This window comes from Catenovulum adriaticum (genome assembly GCF_026725475.1).
GTDB lineage: Bacteria > Pseudomonadota > Gammaproteobacteria > Enterobacterales > Alteromonadaceae > Catenovulum > Catenovulum adriaticum.
In genome coordinates this window covers 381263-401279 of sequence record NZ_CP109965.1, presented here as the reverse complement: position 1 = coordinate 401279, position 20017 = coordinate 381263, and the positions used below count along the sequence as shown (strand labels likewise).

General features: G+C 38.1%; 20 protein-coding genes. 10 read left to right on the top strand and 10 right to left on the bottom strand.

The genetic code is table 11. From position 1 onward, the window contains the following. Positions 1-220 precede the first annotated feature (220 nt). Positions 221-1054 (bottom strand): UTP--glucose-1-phosphate uridylyltransferase GalU, encoded by an 834-nt coding sequence (galU, locus tag OLW01_RS01735; RefSeq protein ID WP_268074916.1) that lies wholly within the window; start codon positions 1052-1054, stop codon positions 221-223. A gap of 323 nt (positions 1055-1377) precedes the next feature. Here galU and OLW01_RS01730 point away from each other — a divergent pair, with 323 nt between their 5' ends. From OLW01_RS01730 to OLW01_RS01695, 8 genes are all read left to right on the top strand, one after another. Continuing rightward, on the top strand, positions 1378-1917 hold the full coding sequence (locus tag OLW01_RS01730; RefSeq protein ID WP_268074915.1) for a cytochrome b: 540 nt from the start codon (positions 1378-1380) through the stop codon (positions 1915-1917). A gap of 9 nt (positions 1918-1926) precedes the next feature. Continuing rightward, positions 1927-2514, top strand: coding sequence for a YceI family protein (locus OLW01_RS01725; RefSeq protein ID WP_268074914.1), 588 nt, complete (start codon positions 1927-1929; stop codon positions 2512-2514). A gap of 805 nt (positions 2515-3319) precedes the next feature. Then, complete coding sequence (gene dksA, locus OLW01_RS01720; RefSeq protein ID WP_268074913.1) at positions 3320-3772, top strand: RNA polymerase-binding protein DksA; 453 nt, start codon at positions 3320-3322, stop codon at positions 3770-3772. Positions 3773-3885: 113 nt separating this feature from the next. After that, positions 3886-4740, top strand: coding sequence for a tRNA glutamyl-Q(34) synthetase GluQRS (gluQRS, locus tag OLW01_RS01715; RefSeq protein WP_268074912.1), 855 nt, complete (start codon positions 3886-3888; stop codon positions 4738-4740). 146 nt (positions 4741-4886) lie between these two features. Further along, on the top strand, positions 4887-6209 hold the full coding sequence (pcnB, locus tag OLW01_RS01710) for a polynucleotide adenylyltransferase PcnB (RefSeq protein WP_268074911.1): 1323 nt from the start codon (positions 4887-4889) through the stop codon (positions 6207-6209). After that, positions 6206-6727 carry a 2-amino-4-hydroxy-6-hydroxymethyldihydropteridine diphosphokinase gene (folK, locus tag OLW01_RS01705; protein ID WP_268074910.1) on the top strand — a complete coding sequence of 174 codons (522 nt, stop codon included), beginning with the start codon at positions 6206-6208 and terminating at the stop codon, positions 6725-6727. The genes pcnB and folK overlap by 4 nt, the downstream gene beginning before the upstream one ends. Positions 6728-6752: 25 nt before the next feature. Next, on the top strand, positions 6753-7604 hold the full coding sequence (gene panC, locus OLW01_RS01700) for a pantoate--beta-alanine ligase (protein ID WP_268074909.1): 852 nt from the start codon (positions 6753-6755) through the stop codon (positions 7602-7604). 51 nt (positions 7605-7655) lie between these two features. Next, positions 7656-8018 (top strand): VOC family protein, encoded by a 363-nt coding sequence (locus tag OLW01_RS01695; RefSeq protein ID WP_268074908.1) that lies wholly within the window; start codon positions 7656-7658, stop codon positions 8016-8018. 32 nt (positions 8019-8050) lie between these two features. On the opposite strand, the gene OLW01_RS01690 is transcribed toward OLW01_RS01695, so the two are convergent. After that, complete coding sequence (locus OLW01_RS01690; RefSeq protein ID WP_268074907.1) at positions 8051-9274, bottom strand: glycosyltransferase; 1224 nt, start codon at positions 9272-9274, stop codon at positions 8051-8053. Positions 9275-9365: 91 nt separating this feature from the next. On the opposite strand from OLW01_RS01690, the gene tusA reads away from it, so the two are divergent. Beyond that, entirely contained in the window at positions 9366-9611 is a 246-nt protein-coding gene (tusA, locus tag OLW01_RS01685; RefSeq protein WP_268074906.1) for a sulfurtransferase TusA, read from the top strand. Between the two features lie 25 nt (positions 9612-9636). Here tusA and OLW01_RS01680 read toward each other — a convergent pair whose 3' ends face one another. The 6 genes from OLW01_RS01680 to gorA form a co-directional block, all read right to left on the bottom strand. Further along, on the bottom strand, positions 9637-10020 hold the full coding sequence (locus OLW01_RS01680) for a DUF2750 domain-containing protein (protein ID WP_268074905.1): 384 nt from the start codon (positions 10018-10020) through the stop codon (positions 9637-9639). 209 nt (positions 10021-10229) lie between these two features. Continuing rightward, on the bottom strand, positions 10230-10529 hold the full coding sequence (locus OLW01_RS01675; protein WP_268074904.1) for a capsular polysaccharide export protein, LipB/KpsS family: 300 nt from the start codon (positions 10527-10529) through the stop codon (positions 10230-10232). A gap of 56 nt (positions 10530-10585) precedes the next feature. After that, on the bottom strand, positions 10586-12070 hold the full coding sequence (locus OLW01_RS01670; protein WP_268074903.1) for a tryptophan halogenase family protein: 1485 nt from the start codon (positions 12068-12070) through the stop codon (positions 10586-10588). Positions 12071-12076: 6 nt separating this feature from the next. Continuing rightward, positions 12077-13561: a tryptophan halogenase family protein gene (locus tag OLW01_RS01665; protein ID WP_268074902.1), complete on the bottom strand. Its 1485-nt coding sequence runs from the start codon at positions 13559-13561 to the stop codon at positions 12077-12079. Positions 13562-13651: 90 nt separating this feature from the next. Then, positions 13652-16483, bottom strand: a complete 2832-nt coding sequence (locus tag OLW01_RS01660; RefSeq protein ID WP_268074901.1) for a TonB-dependent receptor — start codon at positions 16481-16483, stop codon at positions 13652-13654. Positions 16484-16920: 437 nt separating this feature from the next. Continuing rightward, positions 16921-18270: a glutathione-disulfide reductase gene (gene gorA / locus OLW01_RS01655; protein WP_268074900.1), complete on the bottom strand. Its 1350-nt coding sequence runs from the start codon at positions 18268-18270 to the stop codon at positions 16921-16923. A gap of 146 nt (positions 18271-18416) precedes the next feature. Here gorA and OLW01_RS01650 point away from each other — a divergent pair, with 146 nt between their 5' ends. Beyond that, complete coding sequence (locus OLW01_RS01650) at positions 18417-18782, top strand: histidine triad nucleotide-binding protein (protein ID WP_268074899.1); 366 nt, start codon at positions 18417-18419, stop codon at positions 18780-18782. 58 nt (positions 18783-18840) lie between these two features. On the opposite strand, the gene OLW01_RS01645 is transcribed toward OLW01_RS01650, so the two are convergent. Beyond that, the gene (locus OLW01_RS01645) at positions 18841-19287 is read right to left on the bottom strand and encodes a ClpXP protease specificity-enhancing factor (RefSeq protein ID WP_268076132.1); all 447 of its coding nucleotides are present in this window, start codon (positions 19285-19287) and stop codon (positions 18841-18843) included. 21 nt (positions 19288-19308) lie between these two features. Further along, on the bottom strand, positions 19309-19941 hold the full coding sequence (gene sspA, locus OLW01_RS01640) for a stringent starvation protein SspA (protein ID WP_268074898.1): 633 nt from the start codon (positions 19939-19941) through the stop codon (positions 19309-19311). Between the last annotated feature and the right edge of the window lie 76 nt (positions 19942-20017).

Here is a 20017-nt window from a genome sequence, read left to right as displayed (position 1 = left end):
CTTTATACACCTTAACCTCAACTCGGGTTAAGGTGTATCCTGACTAATTGAATGATTTAACCTTATAGCTCTGCATGGTTTCTAACGAGAATTTTTTGTGTGGACAAGGCAAATCCACGCATCAATAGCTAGCCTATTGCAAGCGAATTTAACGCAGTCCCCGCAAAAAAATGCCGTTTGAAACCTATTCATTAAACCGAGTCATTAAACCGAGTTAAGATTACTTAGAGTAAATGTTTTCAAATACATAGTTAGTGGCTTCAACAAAACCTTCAACACTACCACAGTCAAAACGTGTGCCTTTAAATTTATAGCCAATAACTTTACCTTGTTTAGCTTGCGCTAAAAGAGCATCTGTTAATTGAATTTCACCATTTTTGCCAGGTGGTGTACTGCGAATAATATCAAAAATATCAGGTGTTAGTATGTAACGGCCAATAATAGCTAAGTTAGATGGCGCATCTTCTTTTGCTGGTTTTTCAACCATATTACTGACTTGGTATCGACCGCCGCCAATGTCTTCTCCTGCAATGACACCATATTTTGAAATGTTTTCTTCAGGTACTTCCATTAATGCAACCACTGAACAGCCAGTTTCTTCATGAATTTTAGCCATTTGTGACATAACACCTTCGCCACCTATGGTTTCAGGTAAGCATAAATCATCCGCTAAAATTACCCCAAACGGATTGTTACCAATTAATGTCTCACCACACAAAATAGCATGGCCTAAGCCCTTCATTTCTGGTTGACGGGTATAAGAGAAAATACCATGATTAATAACGTAACGAATAGATTCTAAATAACACTCTTTACTACTACCTGAAATTTCATTCTCTAATTCATATGAAATATCAAAGTGATCTGCAATCGCACGCTTCGTTCTGCCTGTTACGAAACCTACTTGCTGCATTCCAGCTTCTAATGCTTCTTCTACGCCATATTGAATCAAAGGCTTATTTACAATTGGCAGCATCTCTTTTGCTTGAGCTTTTGTTGCCGGTAAAAATCGAGTTCCGTAGCCAGCTACTGGAAATAAACACTTTTGTACCATAGTCATGTTCCCTATTGTTATAAATTAAATTTCGCCTTAGAAGATAATGCTATGCCGCGATTTATATCTCAAGCCTAAATTAGCTTTTTCTCTAATTTTTAATAAAAAAAAAGAAATTGCTCCCAAAATCTAAAATTGCCAATGAAAATATAACAATTATAATAAAAAAATATAACTCAAATAAACCGCAACTAATGCTAATGTAAGCAATACTAACTAATTACTAAATTAAGTAAACTGAACTCTCAACTTGTTCGAGAGTCAATCTTAACTTAGCAAACTATTCAACCGCTATATGCACCTAAATATTTACAGGAAACCAAATGAGTAAACCTCAATCTCATTCCACTATTATTCAAATCATCCACTGGCTATCAGCACCTTTAATAATAGGCTTATTTATCTTAGGTATTTGGATGGTGGAATTAAGTTATTACCACACATGGTACCAACGCGCACCAGATATACATAAAAGCCTAGGAATACTGTTATTTATAATTCTATTCGTCAGAATTATAGCCCGGTGCGTTCAAACACAGCCGGAACCCGTCAGTAATATCCCAAAATGGCAACATAAAGCAGCTGAATTTACTCATATATTAATGTATGTTTGTATTTTTATTATACTAGTCAGCGGCTATTTAATGTCTACCGCCAGTGGCAAACCCGTCCTTGTATTTGATTGGTTTTCGGTACCAGCCTTAATAAGCTATGGAGATATTCAGGCAGACAATGCAGGCTTAGTCCATCAATATACGGCTTACTTGCTCATCTGCACGGTAATACTGCACATATTAGCTTTTGTGCAACATCAGTTTTTTTATAAAGATCACATTATTAAACGTATCACCCCCCTAAAATAAGGAAGAGTTATGAGTAAAATACGAACCAGTTTGTTATCGGCTGCATTACTTGGCATGACCTTATCTCATTCTGCAATTGCCGCAGACTATGTTATAGATGACGACCAGAAAGGTGCTCACGCCTCAATTAATTTTAAAGTAAAACACCTTGGTTACAGTTGGCTACAAGGTCGTTTCAACCAGTTTGAAGGCAAATTTAGCTATGAACCAGATAACCTTGAACAGGCTAAAGTATCAGTCAGCATAGATACCAGTAGTGTTGATACCAACCACGCTAGACGAGATAAACATTTGCGCGGTGAAGATTTTTTAGATACCAGCAAACATTCAACTGCTAAATTTGTAAGCACATCTATTACGCCCGCAAAAGATGGAAAGTTTGAAATTAAAGGAAAATTTACGCTAAATGGTGTTACCAATGACTTAAGCATTATGGCGAGCAAGATAGGTGAAGGTAAAGACCCTTGGGGTGGTTATCGCGCTGGTTTTAGTGGTACTACTGAGTTTGCATTAAAAGATTATGGTATTGATTTTAATTTAGGCCCAGCCTCTACTCATGTTTATTTAGATTTACATGTCGAAGGCATACGCCAATAACATCCACAAATTTGATGATGAGCTAATAATACGCTCATCATCTTTTCTCCCTAAAATATCCCTTATCTCTAAAATAATTCACAGTGCAGTACATACAAGAATTAGTCATTCGCTGTGCAAGCTGTAAGAGATATCTTCACTCAGTGAAAGCCTTTACGGTTAAAACACGTGGAAATAGTCCTAGTTCACACTTTAACTAATTGTTTAGTAAGTATATTAGTTTACAACGTGAATTTATGCTAAATATATATCTTGTATAGGTGCTGGAACAAATAGCCAATTCGTCTAGTATTTATATCGCAGGACGCAAACAAAGGAAGTAGGGAAAATAAGGACTAGGCAAGATGCCAGACATTCAGGATGAAAGTAAAAGGAAAAGGACACGCTGGATGCGAGTTTTAGTCGGAGACTAAATCCATGGAAATCAGCAGGACGCACCACAGGAAGCAGCTAACCGTTCAAAAAAACGCCTCTTAAGAGGCGTTTTTTCATTTTACCTATTTAAAAATAAAAGTTAATCCCAATATAAGGCTCACATCGCAGAATTCATTTAACTTAAACTTTAGATAATGGGTAAATCAACATACCAAGTAACAAAAGTGTTTTAGTTTACCTATTTGTCTAGAATTTACGTTTATTGACCAAGTTGTTTAAAATTTCTGCTATTAATGAATGGTTTGAGTGCATTATCAACGATTTGAAGCTATAAATTAATAATCGTTAATTTTTTAGATTGCTTACTCAGATTCTTTTTGATATAGATAGCCGTCTAGCAATAAGCTGGCGATTGATTAGGAGAAGTGAGATGCCCGCTGGCACAAAAAATAAAGCAACTGGCATAATAGCTCAGGCAGGTCTACAACCTTACCAACCATTGGCTGGTGAGGAGTATATGAATGAACAGCAATTAGAGCATTTCAAAAAAATACTGACCACATGGCGAAGCCAATTACGTGCAGAGGTTGATAAAACCATGCACCATATGCAAGATGAAGCTGCTAATTTTCCGGATCCGGTTGACCGTGCGTCGCAGGAAGAGGAATTTAGTTTAGAATTAAGAACTCGTGACCGTGAGCGTAAATTGATCAAAAAGATCGAAAAAACGCTACAGTTAATTGAAAATGACGATTTTGGTTTTTGCGAAGAGTGCGGTGTTGAAATAGGCATACGTCGCTTAGAAGCGAGACCAACTGCAGATTTATGTATTGACTGTAAAACACTCTCTGAAATTAAAGAGAAACAAAACGCAGGATTATAATGCTGCGTTTATTAATAAATGACCTTGGGCCAAATCAAGGTCATTTTTTGTTTAGTTATCTTTTAAATTGAACCGCTTATGGCGTTCAATTTCACTTGTCTTAATCATTCTACATGAAACCATATATAGGCCGTTTTGCGCCCTCACCTTCTGGTCCTCTACATTTAGGTTCGCTAATAGCTGCCGTTGCAAGTTATTTAGACGCCAAAGCGAATCAAGGCACTTGGCTTATCCGTATGGAAAACCTAGATCCACCCAGAGAAATGCCCGGCGCTGATGAACTTATAATTGAACAGTTAAGTGATTTTAATTTAGTTTCTGATCAACCAGTCTTATTTCAAAGCGACCGTTTAGATGATTACCAAAAGCAACTTGAACGCTGGTTAACTAGGCAGCAAGCTTATGCGTGTCGCTGCCCACGAAAACACATTAGAGCCTCAGGTGGTATATATAATGGCCACTGTCGCCACCTAAACATTCCAACAAAAGACAGTGCAATCCGCTTTGTTAATAACAATCCATTTAACGAATTTCACGACTTAATTCACAACCAGGTTGTTATAGATTCTGCAAGATCTGCAGAGGACTTTATTATTCGACGCAGAGACGGATTGTTTGCTTACCAACTAGCTGTTGTACTGGACGATATTTTTCAAGGCATCACTCATATTGTTCGAGGCCAGGATTTAATAGACACCACAGTTTGGCAACTGGCTTTATATCAAGCACTTAAAATAAGTCCGCCTTATTATGCACATATTCCGCTTATTTTAGGTCAAGATGGTCGTAAGCTAAGCAAACAAACCGGCGCACCTGCATTAGATAGCAAAAACTCTGCGAGTTTATTAGTCGAAGTGCTTTCACGTTTAGGCCAAAATCCACCGAAAGAGCTCAAATTAGAGTCAAATCAAGAAATTTTAAATTGGGGTATCCACCATTGGCAATTGAACAAAGTCCCCAAAAATTAACGAATATTGATTAAATCTTCGCTTATAGACTAAATTCATGCTTAAAAAATTCTCATTTTTGTCTGTCTGGTATATCATTGCGCCAGTTTTAACAGTTAAAGGGCAAAGCTATTATCAGTCGCGTAATCGGTTTGTGTAAAAAAATAATGGGCAAAAATCAATCGGCTAATTATAAAAGCCAGTTAAGAGTCATCCCACGATCTGAACACAATATATCTCGCAAGCATATCAGTAAGAATGCACTAAAAGTATTATACCGTTTAAAAGATGGCGGATATGACGCCTATTTAGTTGGCGGTGGTGTGCGTGATATATTATTAGGTTTGCAACCAAAAGACTTTGATATTGCAACTAATGCAACACCTGAGCAAATCAAAGGGCTGTTTAATAACTGTCGTTTAATTGGCCGACGGTTTAGATTAGCGCATATCGTATTTGGCCGAGATGTCATTGAAGTGGCAACTTTACGTGGACACCACGATGACGATGCAAAAACCGGCAAACAATCAGAACATGGGCAACTACTGCGAGATAACGTTTACGGCAGCATAAATGAAGATGCTGAGCGACGAGATTTTTCAGCTAACGCACTTTATTACAATATCGCCGACTTTAGCATTCATGATTATTGGGGTGGCGTTGACGCCATTCAAAATAAACAATTAGATTTAATTGGTGATCCTGAAACTCGTTACCGTGAGGATCCGGTGCGTATGCTCAGAGCTATCCGTTTTGCCGTTAAACTGAATATGCAAATAACCGAACCCACTCGCGATCCTATTAAATCGCTTGCTCCGTTATTACAAAATATTCCTAAAGCGCGTCTATTTGAAGAATGCTTAAAACTATTATTATCTGGCCAAGGTTTAGATACCTTTAAATTACTAGTTGAATACCAGTTATTTCAGCAAATATTCCCAAATTTAGCCCAAGCTGTTGAACACTCTGAAAGCAAAACTTACCAGCTTATTTGTCAAGCATTAACCAATACAGATGCTCGAATTAATAAAGGCTTAAGAATCACCCCTGCCTTTTTATTTGCAGCACTACTCTGGTATGAAGTAGAAGCAGGCAAACAACATTATTTAGACGAAGACGTACCTGAACACGATGCTATCTCTTTAGCGATTAGCGCGGTACTTGATAGCGGCCAATACAATGTCGTCATACCAAAACGTTTTTCAAGTACGATAAGAGAAATTTGGTTTATGCAAGCGCGCTTAGAAAAACGAGCTGGCAAACGTTGTTTAAAACTATTAGAAAACCCCAAATTTAGAGCTGCTTACGACTTTTTATTACTCAGATCTCAGGTTGAACAAGGTGAACTGGTTAATATTGGTCAATGGTGGACAGAAATCCAACAAAGTGATGAAGCTCAACAAAAAATATTATTGAGCCAGATTGGTGTAAACGAGCAAAAACGTTCTCGTAAGCGTAAACCAAGACGATCTAAAAAGACAGAATCATGACTCTTTGTTATATAGGTTTAGGTAGTAATTTAGCAAACCCATTAGCTCAAATAAAACAAGCTACTTTAGCGTTGCAAGCACTACCTAGTGCGGCAGATATTTCGGTCTCGTCGTTATACGGTAGTAAACCTATGGGTCCACAAGATCAACCAGACTATGTAAACGCCGTAGTACAATTAAATTGGTCTGCTAGCGCACTTGAATTGCTAGATGCATTACAGCAAATAGAGCAAGATCACGGCCGCGAACGTAAAGCTGAACGCTGGGGCGCCAGAACCCTTGACTTAGATATTATTTTATTTGGCCAACAGCAAATTCAAAATGAGCGATTAACCGTACCACATTACGGCATGAAAACCCGTGAATTTGTATTGTATCCGCTTGCTGAGTTAGCGCCTGAATTAACACTTCCTTGCGGTATGGAGTTAAGCCAATTGTTAAACCAAGTCCCAAAAAATGGTTTAACTTTGCTCACTGCCACTGCCAAATATAATCAACCCATACTTAGCCATCAGTAACTTACTTTTATGTAAACTATTAACTATGCAAACTATTAACCAAATTACTGCACTTAGAGCACAAATTTCAGATTGGAAAAAACAAGGTTTAACCATTGGATTTGTGCCAACCATGGGCAATTTACATCAAGGTCATTTGAGCTTAGTAGAAGCCGCTAAAGCACAAGCCGATAAAATTGTGGTGAGTATTTTTGTAAATCCAATGCAATTTGGCCAAAACGAAGATTTAGATGCCTACCCCAGGACCTTAACTGACGATAGCCAAGCTTTACAAGCGCTTGACGTAGATTTATTGTTTACCCCAACACCAGATATCATTTATCCAAAAGGGCTGGCTAAGCAAACCTGGGTTGAAGTACCAGAGCTATCTAATTTATATTGTGGAGATTCTCGCCCCGGACATTTCCAAGGGGTGACAACTATTGTTAATAAGCTTTTTAATTTAGTGCAGCCAGATGTTGCCTGTTTTGGTGAAAAAGACTTTCAACAACTCGCGCTGATTAAAATCATGGTTGAAGACTTATCTATTCCCGTAACAGTGATAGGTGTACCAACCGTTAGAGAAAAGTCAGGGCTAGCTAAAAGTAGTCGAAATGGCTATTTATCAGCTAAAGAAAAACAACAAGCTGCTGTGATATATCAAACCTTGACTCAGTTGAAAACCGAGCTTGAACAAGGTAATAAAAACTTTGAGCAACTCAGTGAACAGGCTCAACAAAAAGTAAAAGCGGCTGGATTAATGCCTGATTATTTACGGGTGCTAAACCGAGATACCTTACAAGCTGCCACTCAGCATACCAGAGCCTTCGTTATCATCGCTGCAGCCTACTTGGGGAAAACTCGGTTAATTGATAATATTCAAGTTGAGCTTAATTAACCTGAATTTAAATTAATTAACTAAAAAGCACTCACTGTACACGGAGACAAAATGAACGGGCCAGCCAAGCATGGCATTTTAATATACTCAAATAATATAAAATCTCTTGCTAGTTTTTATATTGAACTCTTTTCAATGAAAATTATATTAGAAACCAAAGACTTAATTAGTTTAGGGCAAGGTAGTTTAAATATTGTCATTCATGTACCACCGTTTACCATACCCGAAAATAACCTTAATTCGGTTAAGTTATTTCTAACTGAGGATAATCTCGAAGAGATTCAGAGAAAAGCTGAAGCCTTGGGTGGTCAATCATTGGAAGGGGTTTGGTCAAATCCTTTGTTTTCAGTTGCAAATATTTGCGATTCAGATGGCAATCAAATTCAGCTAAGAGCTTTTTTAAAAGACGCTTAAGCATTCATTAGTTGCATCAAACTAAAATTAAGTTATTTATTTTTTGCTTCAATCCACTGAGCCATATATTGTGTACTTTTCATTGAATGGTGCATTAGCATATTCCCAATAAAGTTATTAGCTCTGTGTTGCGTTAACTGTTCAGCTAAGTGCTCTAATTTAGCTTCAAACTGACTAAAGTAAGCTTGGCTTAAGTACTCAGTCGCTAAAATGTCTAACCCTTGTGCTTGGCACGCTCGAAATTGAGTTTCGTCTTGATATAATTGGACCGCAGCATTTGCAAACTTGTCAACATCATCATAAATTGCGCCTGGCCAAGGCAACTCAGCTGACATAGCTTCAGCCCCTATTGAGGTTGTTACACTAGGCGTACCAGCTAACATTGCCTCAAAGAGTTTACCTTTTAAACCGGCACCAAACCTAAGTGGCGCTAAACAAATTTTGGCTTGTTGCATAACTTTCATCGCATCTTCTGCCCAGCCTTTTACCAAAAAACCCTGTTTTTCATTATGTAATTGGGTTGCTTTTTTAGGTGGATAAGCACCATAGATATGTAACTGAGCCGTTTTTAATTGGGCACGAATTTTAGGCCAGATATGCTCTTTTAGATATAACACCGCATCCCAATTTGGCTCATGCCGAAAATTACCAATACAAATAAAATCTTGCTTTTGCTCAAAAGAGACTAACGCAGATAAGGCTGGCACTTTCTCCAAGGTAAAAGGTAAATAAAACAGTTTTTGCTCAGGCAGGTTGAACTCATTAATCAGCAGTGACATTTCGTAACGTGAAATAACAAAAGCTAAGTCAACACGCCATATGGCCGCGATTTCGCGCAAACCTATGTCAGATTGAAAATCACTAAAATCTGCTTCTCGTTGCTGTTTAAGCGCGGTTTTACGGGCTTTTCTAAGAGACTGTAAATCTTCCAGGTCGAGCATTCGGATAGCTTTAGGGCAATGCTTAGCCACTCGCCAGCCAAACTGCTCTTCCATCATAAAGCGATCAAATAACACCACATCCGGTTTAAGCTTTGTAATAAAATCATCAAAGCAACTTGAGTTAAGTTTTATCTCCGCTTTATCAATGCCCAACTGCTCAAAGGGGTATCTGTGATCACTTTCTGCTGCGGGACTCGCAAAAATAATTTTATAATCTAATTTAATAAAAAAATGGAGTAAATTTAGCATGTAGCGACCAGCTGCTGATGAATTAGGTTCAGGCCATACATAACCTATTACTAATAATTTTTTCATTAAAACCTCAATTTAAGCGCATTTGACTTGGATATCACGGCAAGGGTGATTAAACTAAGCAACTCATTTTAGAAATCCAGAAATAAGCGTAATGAACCCATTTGAACAAGCCGATCACCAGTTAAATGCGCTAGGCTTATTATGCCCTGAACCCGTGATGATGCTAAGACAAGCAGTACGGAAAATGCCCACTGGTGAAACGTTATTAATTAAAGCAGATGATCCATCAACCACACGAGATATACCCAGTTTTTGTCGGTTTATGGATCACACGTTAGTGGCGATGCAAACCAACGAAAAGCCCTACTTATTTCTCATTAAAAAAGGGACTGTTTAAGTTGACTTGCACATGTATTAAAAGTTTATTTTCGTTTAATAGGCTGAGATTTTAAACACTGAACCACACCTTGCAGAAGCAGTTCAACTTCACTAACACAGTTTTCAGCTTCTGCCTGTTGCCAATTTAACCCTACCATTAAATCATCTTTTGCAATGCCAGGAATCCATTTTTCACTAAAAGTTTCCCAGTCTACTTCAAATACTTTAAACCCATTAAAGCCAGAGCTTTGCTCAATAAAATTAAGTGCATTTTGTTGGTTAGACCAAAAAGGCATCACCAACTCGCCTTCACTATTTGTGGGTGTTGGAATACCTTTATCATCAATAATGGTATAAAGCATTTTATTTTCCGCAACTTCACGGTAAAACGCAAATTCGATTTGTTGACTGGTTAGTTGTTCAGACATAGTTTATGTGGCCTAAAATATAAGAGTTAGAGCGATAGAATTAGGCTAACTTTTTTATGTTAATAATAAGAAGCGATGCAGCCTTAACTAACATATTGATTAATAGCGCCTGTTCGAGCTAAGAATAAGCATTGTAACCATTCAATCGATAAAATACAGCTTAAAACAAGCTGCTTTTTTAAGTTAATTTAACGGGCCGTTAAATTAACTTAATTAACAGCTCTTAATGGGGCTTGTTCAATGACAGCTGGCTTTTCTATAACGTCAACTTGAGTTGGAGCTTGATACACATTTTCAACTTTAACCTGATTTAATTGTAAATATTCGATTACTTGGGTACAAGTTAAATCTATATTGCGATAAAAACTGCCATTAATTTGCGTGTGCGCTTTTAACGCCTCTTTATAAACTTCAAAAAATTCAGAGTCGACCACACAAGGTTTTTGCCAAAATAGTTCAAGCGGTTGAATACTGGTTAAACCAGGAATATCATAATTGGCTCGTCCCAATACCGAATCAATCCTGTTTTGCCTCCGGTCAAACTGAATTGATTCATTCTCACTATTTAAAAATTTAATGCACAACGGTCTAAAAAAGACTTTATATTTTCTTCCAGATATAAATCCCCTTTACCTAAGGCGGGTTGTTTTTTGGCAAGCGGAGGGTAAGCGCCATAACCACTTAACAAACAATGCCAAGATTGTGCATTAAAGTGAGTTTGCAATTGTTGCCGTTCAATTTCTTTTTCAATATCGCCACGCCTAAACCAAACATCTAAAATGTGTCGCAACGACTCTGACAAAACCATATTAGCTTGATTGGCTCGCCAATACTCACTATCTATTCGAGTATTTAATTTATAATGAGCAACAATATAATCTCTGACACGCTCAAATCGGTCTTTAATTTTTGTATTATAGTTTTGCTGATGTTGAGTAGACTCGCTTTCTTTGTAGTGCTGAATAAACAACTCAATAGAAACCTGAACTAAATGAAGCGCGGTGGCTTCTAATGGCTCAATAAACCCTTGAGATAACCCCAGTGCAATACAGTTATTTTTCCAATGCGCCTCCAGTTGACCCACTCGCATTTTTAAATGTTTAATTTTGTCTTGGTTGGCTGATTCGCCAACTAAATTTAACAATTCAGCTTGCGCTTGTTCTGCTGATATAAAATCAGAGCTATAAACGTACCCATTGCCGTAGCGGTTTGTTAGTGGGATTTTCCAGGCCCAACCATTTGAAAGTGCGATAGATTGAGTTTCTACCAAGGCCTTATCATCCATGGTACTGGGTACAACAACAGCCGAGTCGTTAAATAAATTATCTTTAAAAGATTTAAACCCGACATTGAGTGTTTTTTGCATCAGGAGACTAGCAAACCCGGTACAATCAACAAAAAAGCCCCCTATAATTTTACTACCCTGTTCGGGTAATAACGCTGCGATATCACCACTTACTGTTTGCTCAACATCAATCACTTTTTGCTGTAAATGAGTCACTCCCAGTTTAATCGCATGTTCTTTTAAAAATTGTCCCAGCAAATAAGAATCAAAATGATAACCATATTCTATTTTGAATGGAAAGTGCTCTGGCGAAACTGGTTGTTTATTTTGCTTCGCCAAAACCCCATTTAAGAAAAAATCTTCAGGCTTAGTATTCACATTCAAGCCTAATCGGCGGGTTAAACAATTTACTTGAAATGCTTTTTTAGTAAAAACGTCAACCTGGGTCGTGAAAGGATGGCTGTAATTACTGACGCCAGATTGCGGACTCCAGCCAGTAAAACGGATATTTGTTTTATAAGTTGCATTACACTTTGCCATCCACTCAAATTCAGCGATGTTCAGCATCTCAAAAAACCGTTTTAGTGTTGGCGTTGACCCCTCACCAACACCAACAATTCCAATCTCGGGCGACTCAACGACATAAATATCAAAAAATTCTGACAACTCTTTTGCAAATAGGTTGGCAGCCATCCAACCTGCGGTACCGCCCCCCAGTATGACTAAGCGTTTTTTTATTGCAGTTGGTGAAATTTTATTATCCATTGCTGATTACACCATGCTTTTCAAAAATTCATCATGGGTTGATATTGATTCAACCGGATTTGCTTTAGCATTTCTCATATTGACCAATAGCTGAATTAATTGCTCATCTGAATACGCATTGACTAATGGATGATAATCGTTCGGTTCAATCCCTTGCCCTAGCATCACTTGAATCCAGGATGAATCTAAAAAGATATCTAATTGATCTTGAAATACGCTACCATTTTGTTTGAAAAGTGCCATTTTTTGTTTAAGACGTCTGGGCACATCCATCCGTTGCATGTCTAACCAAAATTGGCTATCTGTGCGTTCATTTTGATGATAATGCAGGATAATAAAATCACGAATTAATTCATATTCAAGCTTTGATTGCCGATTATACTCACCAACCAATTCATCATTAATGCCTTGATGCGGAAACAGCTTTAACAAACGCACAATTGCCGATTGAATCAAATAAATACTGGTAGATTCTAGAGGCTCTAAAAAACCACTAGACAACCCAATCGCAACCACGTTTCGGTTCCACTGTTTGAGTGTTCTCCCAGTTCTAAACTGAATAAACTTAGGGGCGGCTAGGGGTTTAGATTCTAAATTATTAAGCAATAAATTTTCCGCTTCATCATCCGTATAATATTGACTGGAGTAAACCAGCCCATTGCCGTTTCGATGTTGTAAAGGAATCCGCCATTGCCAGCCCGCTTTATGGGCTATCGAACGGGTATAAGGTAAGGTTTGCACAAAACGTTCAGACGGTACCGCAACAGCTTTGTCACAAGGCAGCCAGTGACTCCAGTCTTCATAACCTGTGTTGAATGTTTTATGTGTTAATAGCCCTCTTGCGCCTGAACAATCAACAAACAAATCGCCACTAATTAACTCACCATTTTCAAGCTGAAGCGTTTCCACATACCCTGTAGCTGAGTTCGTATTAACTTTTTTAATAATGCCCTCAGTGCGCTTAACCTTTAAATTTTCACTAAATTGACGCAAATATTGGCCATACAAGGTGGCATCAAAATGATAAGCATAAGGCAAATCATAAACAGGGTCTTGAGCATTTAGCTTGGCAAACTTATTGTGCTTTGCACACCAGTAGTTAAAATCATATTGCCATATGTCATCTTGAATACCCAATGCTTTTCCCTTTAACCAGAAGTGATGAAAAGGACAAAAAGCCAAACTTTTGCCTGGGGCACCAAATGTATGATAATAAGATTCGCCATTGACACGCCAATTATCAAATTTAATGGCGAGTTTGATCGTCGCTTGAGTTGCTTTTAAAAACTCAGCTTCATTCAAACCTAATACTTGGTTAAAGATCTGAATAGGCGGAATGGTCGCTTCGCCAACTCCGACTATGCCAATCGTTTCTGATTCGACAAGCTCAATCTCAATTGTATTACCCAATATTTTTTTCAGCATGGCGGCTGTCATCCAACCTGCGGTCCCACCACCAACAATCACTACTTTTTGAATTGTTTTATCCATTATTTTATCCAAAAAAAAACCCTACTAAAAAGGCTAGCAGGGTTTTTAATATAAGTTAAATAAAGACTTAGGCTAAATTAAAACTTGTCATTAAAACTTGTAATTAAGACCTAATAAGTAGTTCGCTCCAAAACTTTGGTATTGGGTAATTTGACGCGGATCACCATTTGCAAATTGAACCGTATCTTCATCCGTTAAATTCTGGCCTTGAAGTGAGATAGATAAACCTTCTAAACTTTCAATACCTGCTTTACCAAAGTCATAACTGATTTGCGCATCCCAGAGTTCTGAACCTGCATCTTCAGTTGGTGTAAGAGCCAAACTGCCACCATAAGTTTCCGTTGTAAAGTCACTACGTTTACGGCCAGATACTCTAAATTCAAAACCACCAACTTCATAATAAGCTGTTAATTGATAGCTTTCTTCAGACAAGCCTGGGATTGCAGAGCCATCACTTAAACCGCCTTGTGTAAATGCAGCACTCGCTACAATACCAAACCCATCTAAAGTATCTGACACTAAGCTCATGGGCACTGTTGCTTGCAACTCATAGCCTCTAACATAACCAGTTAAACCATCAGCTCGAGTTGATGAGATGCCGTCAAATAGTGTTGGCTTAACTTGTTCTCCATCTTCGATTACAAAGTGATAATCTTCAATGTAAAACTCAGAGAAATCTTCTACCACTTCGACATTTTTATGCCAATTAGTGATGTCCTTAAAGAAGAAAGCCGCAGATAAGAAACCGTCATCCGCAAAATACCAGTCATAAGCTAAATCAAATTGATTTGCTTCAATTGGACGCAAAGTTGGGTTACCCGTTTTTGACTCCCAAGGACCATTTTTAGCATTGGTCGTTTCTTTTACATTATCTGCATTAAATTTGAACTTTTTACCACTACCTGGACGAAGGTCATCCATACGAGGACGACTTAAAGTTTTTGAGATGGCTGTACGAACAATTTGATCATCTGTCAGTTCAAAGTTTAGCGTTAAGCTAGGCAATACTTTTGTATACTCAGCGCCGTCACTGACATCTTCCAATTTAACAAAACCTGGGTTTGCAGGGTCAATAAACGAAGTTCTACCAGAGCTTGATTGATCCGTATTTACAACTTGGACACCTAGATTACCTTTCACATAAATATCACCTACCTCAGCTTCTAAGTCTAATTTTGTAAACAAAGTAATTAAGGTTTCATCTATTGTATAGCTATCACCTTCACGATCAGGCTCTGTTTCAGCTGCATCGTATTTTGTATAAAAGCCGTCTTGGTACATACCAATGCTATCATAAGCAACCACCGAAACGTCACCGATAAAATCTAAATTTGCAGTACCGACTCGGTACTCATCAGGAATGGCTGCTGCGGTTGGCCAATTTGGTGCTGTTAAAAAGTAACCGCCATTGTCTTTAGTTTTACTGCGATCTGAATAATGCGCACCAAAGCTAACTTGATTAAAAATCCCCCACTCAATGTAACCAATCGCATCTAAGCGAAGTGTTGTGAGTTCTTCATCAAAAACTGGCTCGTTTACAAAACCATCCTGACCATCAAAATAAGTATAAGTGTCATCTGCAAACGCTGTGTCTGCATATGGCGCTAGTGAGCCGCCCCACCCTTGAGGACCTGCTAACTTAATTAGATCAAAATCACCTAAATCAGGTGAGCCGGGTTGATCTGAGAAAGTCGCGCCAGTTGATGTTAATTGATATGAACGAATGGTTTTTGGTTTATCACCTGCACCTGAACGGCCTACACCTGAATAGCTTTCTATATCTGTTAATGTTTTATCCGTTTCTGAACGAGCCAAATCAAGCTTTAAATTCCAATCGGCATTTAACTGATAATCAAAGTTGGTCGCTAACGCTTTTAATTTTGCTTCTTTAACACGAGCATCATTACGTATAACAGAGTGGAAGCCGTCATTAAAAGTAACATCTGTTGCCACGTTACCTTCAATCGCATTAATCACATAATCATTACCTAAGAGTTCCTCGGCACCCCGTTTAACTTCTTCTTCAAGAAAGTCTATATAAAGTGCGTCAACCGAGATCGTTAAATCTTCTGTCGGTGCCCATTGTAAAACCCCTGCAAAAGTATCTCTTTCCAATACAGCAGAGCGAACATATGAATCTTGGCCATTAAAAAATTTAACGGTTGAGTCTTCTGCTACGTTTACATCGTCAGCAAAATTCGCAGGATCTGCATCATTATAGCCCCAAGCGCGAAATTGCTCTTCTTGGCTTGGTGAAGATGTCGAAGCGATAGATAAAGCTAACCCAACTGTATCATCCGCAAACTTGTCAGAGAAACTTAGGGCTAGTCTGTGCCCTTTGTCATCAAAATCTGAATTTGCAGATTTTTTGCCATTCATTTCATAATTTAAATTAACAGCCATATAAGCTTCTGATGTCAACGGACGGGCTGTTTGTAAATCGACGGTGCCGCCAACCCCTTGAGTTGTTAAGGTTGCGTTTGGTGATTTATAAACAGTAACGCCGCTCATAATTTCAGATGGGTACAAGTCATACTCCACACCACGGTTATCACCTATACCTAATACTTCTCGACCGTTTAATGTCGTTCCAACATAGTCTTCTTTAAAACCTCGTACAGATAAGCCACTGGTACGGCCATTTCGTCGTTCACCAGCTAAACCTGGTAAACGAGCTAATGACTCAGCAATAGATGAATCTGGCAATTTACCAATATCTTCTGCTGAAATAACTTCAACGACAGAGGTACTATCCATTTTCACCGCTTGTGCGCGCATTAAACTACCACGAATACCACGTACTTGAATGACTTCTGCAACTTCATTCTCAGCACCATCATTTTCTGCAGCATAACTGTTAGCTGAAATTAACCCTGAAGTCGCTAAAGCCAGCGTTAATAAACTCGGTTTAAATTGTTTCATGTGTTATCCCCTGCCGTATCGACAAATTGAATCTAAGTGTGTATGTGCTTGATGCTCAACCGCTTCAAACTTAACTTTATATTAGCCTTGGAGTAGGACTAACAACAAACAAATGCATACGTATTCATAAACACAAAAATTACAAGATTTACATTTTTAACACATAAAGCAAAAATAAAATAAACCATAAAACAATTAAAAAACAATAAGTTAAGATTGTGTCTTAATTTTTATTCACAAAAAAAACAGGTTATAAAAGCGTCAGTTTATGCATACGTATGCATAAATTTATGCAAAGAATCAACTAAGCAAACACAAAATATCAAAATAAAAATGAAATATTAGGCAGGAAGTGGGTAAGAATAATATACGTAAAAAAATAAAAAGCAGAAACCAACTTAAGTGAGTTTCTGCTTTTTTGTAACGACAATAAAGTACTACATGGTAACAAATTCTTCGGCACTTGTTGGGTGAATAGCAACCGTGTTATCAAAATCAGCTTTGGTTGCGCCCATTTTAAAGGCAACCGCAAAACCTTGAATTAGCTCGTCTGAGCCAAAACCAATGGAATGAATACCAACGATTTTTTCTTCTTCTCCCAAACAAATCAATTTCATTTTAGTTGGCTGTCGGTGAGAAGTCATTGCCTGATATAAAGCAGTAAATTGCGAGCGATAAACTTTAATATTATCTTTACCATATTTTTCAATTGCTTCTGGTTCAGTTAAACCAACAGTCGCGATTGGAGGGTGACTAAATACCACAGTTGCAATATCATTATAGTCTAGTTTACTCTCTGGTTTGTTATTAAATAAACGCTCACATAACCGCCTACCTGCTGCTACAGCTACTGGTGTTAAAGCGGCTCTGCCTGTATTGTCGCCTACCGCATAAATACCCGCCACATTAGTATTTTGATACTCATCTGTTTGAATAAAACCTTTTTGATCCAATTCAACACCAGTCACACTCAAATTAATTTGCTCAGTGGCGGGCTTTCGACCGACAGCCCAAATCACTGAATCAACTGGCGTTAATGATTCACCGTTATCAAACTCAACCACCAAGCTGCCATCACTTTGTTTTTGAATTGCTGTAGGGTTAGAGAAGTTATGAAGTTTTGGTCCTTCAGTTTCCATCACTTCAACTAAAGTATCAGCCAAAATAGGATCAAACTCCCTAAGCGGTTTTTCTTTACGAACGATAAGATGAGTTTCAGAGCCAAGCGCATGCATTACCCCAGCGAGCTCAACGCCAATGTAACCAGCGCCAATAACGGCTACTCGTTTAGGTTGTTCATGTAATTCGAAAAAACCATCAGAAGTAATACCATGCTCGGCGCCCGGAATCTCCGGAATAGCAGGATAACCGCCCGTTGCAATCACAATATGATCAGCGGTAATTTTTTCACCATTTACTTCTACTGTTTTGGCGTCAACAAATTTAGCAAAACCATTAATTAAAGTAACACCGTTAGATTCAAATCCACGACTGTAAGAAGCATGAATACGGTCAATGTAAGCTTGCCTATTTTCAATTAACTTTCCCCAATTAAGTGAAATATCAGATAATGAAAAACCATAATCAGGTGCGTATTTCATCGCGTCTGCAATCTGGCCAGCGTACCACATGGCTTTTTTAGGTACACAACCAACATTCACACAAGTGCCGCCTACATACTTAGCTTCAATAACTGCGGATTTTTTCCCTAATTTTGCAGCTCGGTTTGCACTTGCAATACCACCACTACCCCCACCAATAGCTAAAAAGTCAAAATGTTGCGTCATATTCTATTCCACTCTTTTGATTATGTTTTAAAAATATGTTCTAAGATATTTATTATAGTAAACTAATTAACGATATCTGCTAATCAAAATAATCGATTGAGTTAATCTGAACTCTTAATTTATTACGCTAACCGCAAGGAGCTACTATGTCCAGCGATACTATTTTTACTAAAATTATTAATAAAGAAATCTCTGCCGATATTATTTACGAAGATGAACTCACACTGGCTTTTAAAGATATTAACCCTCAAGCCCCTTTTCACTGTTTAATTATTCCCAAAAAGCCTATCGCTACCATTAATGATATACAGAATGAAGATAAAGCGTTAATCGGCCATTTATATGTGGTAGCGGCTCAACTGGCTAAAGAGAATGGGTTTTCTGATGAAGGCTACCGAGTAGTGATGAACTGCAATGAAAACGGCGGACAAACGGTTTACCATATTCATTTACATATGTTAGCAGGAAAAGCCATGGGGTGGCCTCCATATACTGAAAAGTCAAAAATTTAACCTATACCAAAAACAAAAAAGCCAGCATTTCAGCTGGCTTTTCACTTTATAATATAAATTATTTAATGACTTTAAGGTGACTCACTTTAGCTGGCTTGTCTCGGCCTTTATCTGAGGTATCTGCATTATTTGAACCAGCTTGACCATCTACAGAGGTTAAGCTAGGTTCATCTGCTTGCTCAGAAACTTCTGGTTTAGGCTCTGGCGGAAACGGCATACCTTCACCGTTTTCTTTTGCGTAGATAAAAAGCACAGCCGATAAAGGAACAATAAGATGTCTAGGTTCACCGCCAAAACGGGCATTAAACTCAATTTCCTCATCGCCTAACATCAAGCCACCTGTGGCCCCTGATGAAATATTTAAGACAATTTGGCCATCTTTAACAAATTCAAAAGGGACTTGAACCCCTGGAAATTCTGCATCCACTAATAAATACGGCGTGCATTTATTTTCCATTATCCAGTCGTAAATTGCACGAACTAGATAAGGTTTACATGAGGTCATTTTCATTATAAAACTCAGCGCTTATTGGTGTCTCATATCTCTTTCTTCGTCAGTTAATGACGCTTGGAAAGATTCTCTCTCAAATACACGTGCCATGTATTCTTTAACTTCTTTACTACCTTGACCAATTAACTCAATACCTAATTTAGGTAAACGCCATAATAACGGCGCTAAAACACAGTCAACTAAGCTAAATTCTTCGCTCATAAAGTAAGGTGTTTCATTAAAGATTGGCGCAATGGCTAAAATGCTTTCGCGTAACTCTGAACGAGCTGATGCTGCATCTTCACCGCTCCCATTTTCTATTCTTTCAATCAGCTTGTACCAATCATTTTCAAGACGATACATCATTAATCGACTGCTACCACGGGCAACCGGGTAAACGGGCATTAATGGTGGGTGAGGAAAACGCTCATCCAAATATTCCATGATAATATTTGATTGATATAATACGAGCTCTCTGTCAATTAACGTCGGAATTGAGCCATATGGGTTTAACTCCCATAACTCTTCCGGTTTGTTATTTGGATCAAGCAACTTAATCTCGACACTAATTCCTTTTTCAGCCAGAACAATACGAACTTGATGGCTATGTAATGACGTCGCATCTGCGTATAGGGTCATTACCGAACGTTTATTGGCAGCAACAGCCATGAAAATCCTCCAAAGTAACAAACAATAAGCTCACCATTTAGGTTTGCTTATGACATAGACATAGGATAACAGTTTT

What these genes read in the sequence shown, in the direction of transcription:
- galU (WP_268074916.1), bottom strand. Translation starts at nt 1,054, where the DNA reads ATGGTACAAAAGTGTTTATTTCCAGTAGCTGGCTACGGAACTCGATTT.
- OLW01_RS01730 (WP_268074915.1), top strand. Translation starts at nt 1,378, where the DNA reads ATGAGTAAACCTCAATCTCATTCCACTATTATTCAAATCATCCACTGG.
- OLW01_RS01725 (WP_268074914.1), top strand. Translation starts at nt 1,927, where the DNA reads ATGAGTAAAATACGAACCAGTTTGTTATCGGCTGCATTACTTGGCATG.
- dksA (WP_268074913.1), top strand. Translation starts at nt 3,320, where the DNA reads ATGCCCGCTGGCACAAAAAATAAAGCAACTGGCATAATAGCTCAGGCA.
- gluQRS (WP_268074912.1), top strand. Translation starts at nt 3,886, where the DNA reads ATGAAACCATATATAGGCCGTTTTGCGCCCTCACCTTCTGGTCCTCTA.
- pcnB (WP_268074911.1), top strand. Translation starts at nt 4,887, where the DNA reads ATGGGCAAAAATCAATCGGCTAATTATAAAAGCCAGTTAAGAGTCATC.
- folK (WP_268074910.1), top strand. Translation starts at nt 6,206, where the DNA reads ATGACTCTTTGTTATATAGGTTTAGGTAGTAATTTAGCAAACCCATTA.
- panC (WP_268074909.1), top strand. Translation starts at nt 6,753, where the DNA reads ATGCAAACTATTAACCAAATTACTGCACTTAGAGCACAAATTTCAGAT.
- OLW01_RS01695 (WP_268074908.1), top strand. Translation starts at nt 7,656, where the DNA reads ATGAACGGGCCAGCCAAGCATGGCATTTTAATATACTCAAATAATATA.
- OLW01_RS01690 (WP_268074907.1), bottom strand. Translation starts at nt 9,274, where the DNA reads ATGAAAAAATTATTAGTAATAGGTTATGTATGGCCTGAACCTAATTCA.
- tusA (WP_268074906.1), top strand. Translation starts at nt 9,366, where the DNA reads ATGAACCCATTTGAACAAGCCGATCACCAGTTAAATGCGCTAGGCTTA.
- OLW01_RS01680 (WP_268074905.1), bottom strand. Translation starts at nt 10,020, where the DNA reads ATGTCTGAACAACTAACCAGTCAACAAATCGAATTTGCGTTTTACCGT.
- OLW01_RS01670 (WP_268074903.1), bottom strand. Translation starts at nt 12,070, where the DNA reads ATGGATAATAAAATTTCACCAACTGCAATAAAAAAACGCTTAGTCATA.
- OLW01_RS01665 (WP_268074902.1), bottom strand. Translation starts at nt 13,561, where the DNA reads ATGGATAAAACAATTCAAAAAGTAGTGATTGTTGGTGGTGGGACCGCA.
- OLW01_RS01660 (WP_268074901.1), bottom strand. Translation starts at nt 16,483, where the DNA reads ATGAAACAATTTAAACCGAGTTTATTAACGCTGGCTTTAGCGACTTCA.
- gorA (WP_268074900.1), bottom strand. Translation starts at nt 18,270, where the DNA reads ATGACGCAACATTTTGACTTTTTAGCTATTGGTGGGGGTAGTGGTGGT.
- OLW01_RS01650 (WP_268074899.1), top strand. Translation starts at nt 18,417, where the DNA reads ATGTCCAGCGATACTATTTTTACTAAAATTATTAATAAAGAAATCTCT.
- OLW01_RS01645 (WP_268076132.1), bottom strand. Translation starts at nt 19,287, where the DNA reads ATGACCTCATGTAAACCTTATCTAGTTCGTGCAATTTACGACTGGATA.
- sspA (WP_268074898.1), bottom strand. Translation starts at nt 19,941, where the DNA reads ATGGCTGTTGCTGCCAATAAACGTTCGGTAATGACCCTATACGCAGAT.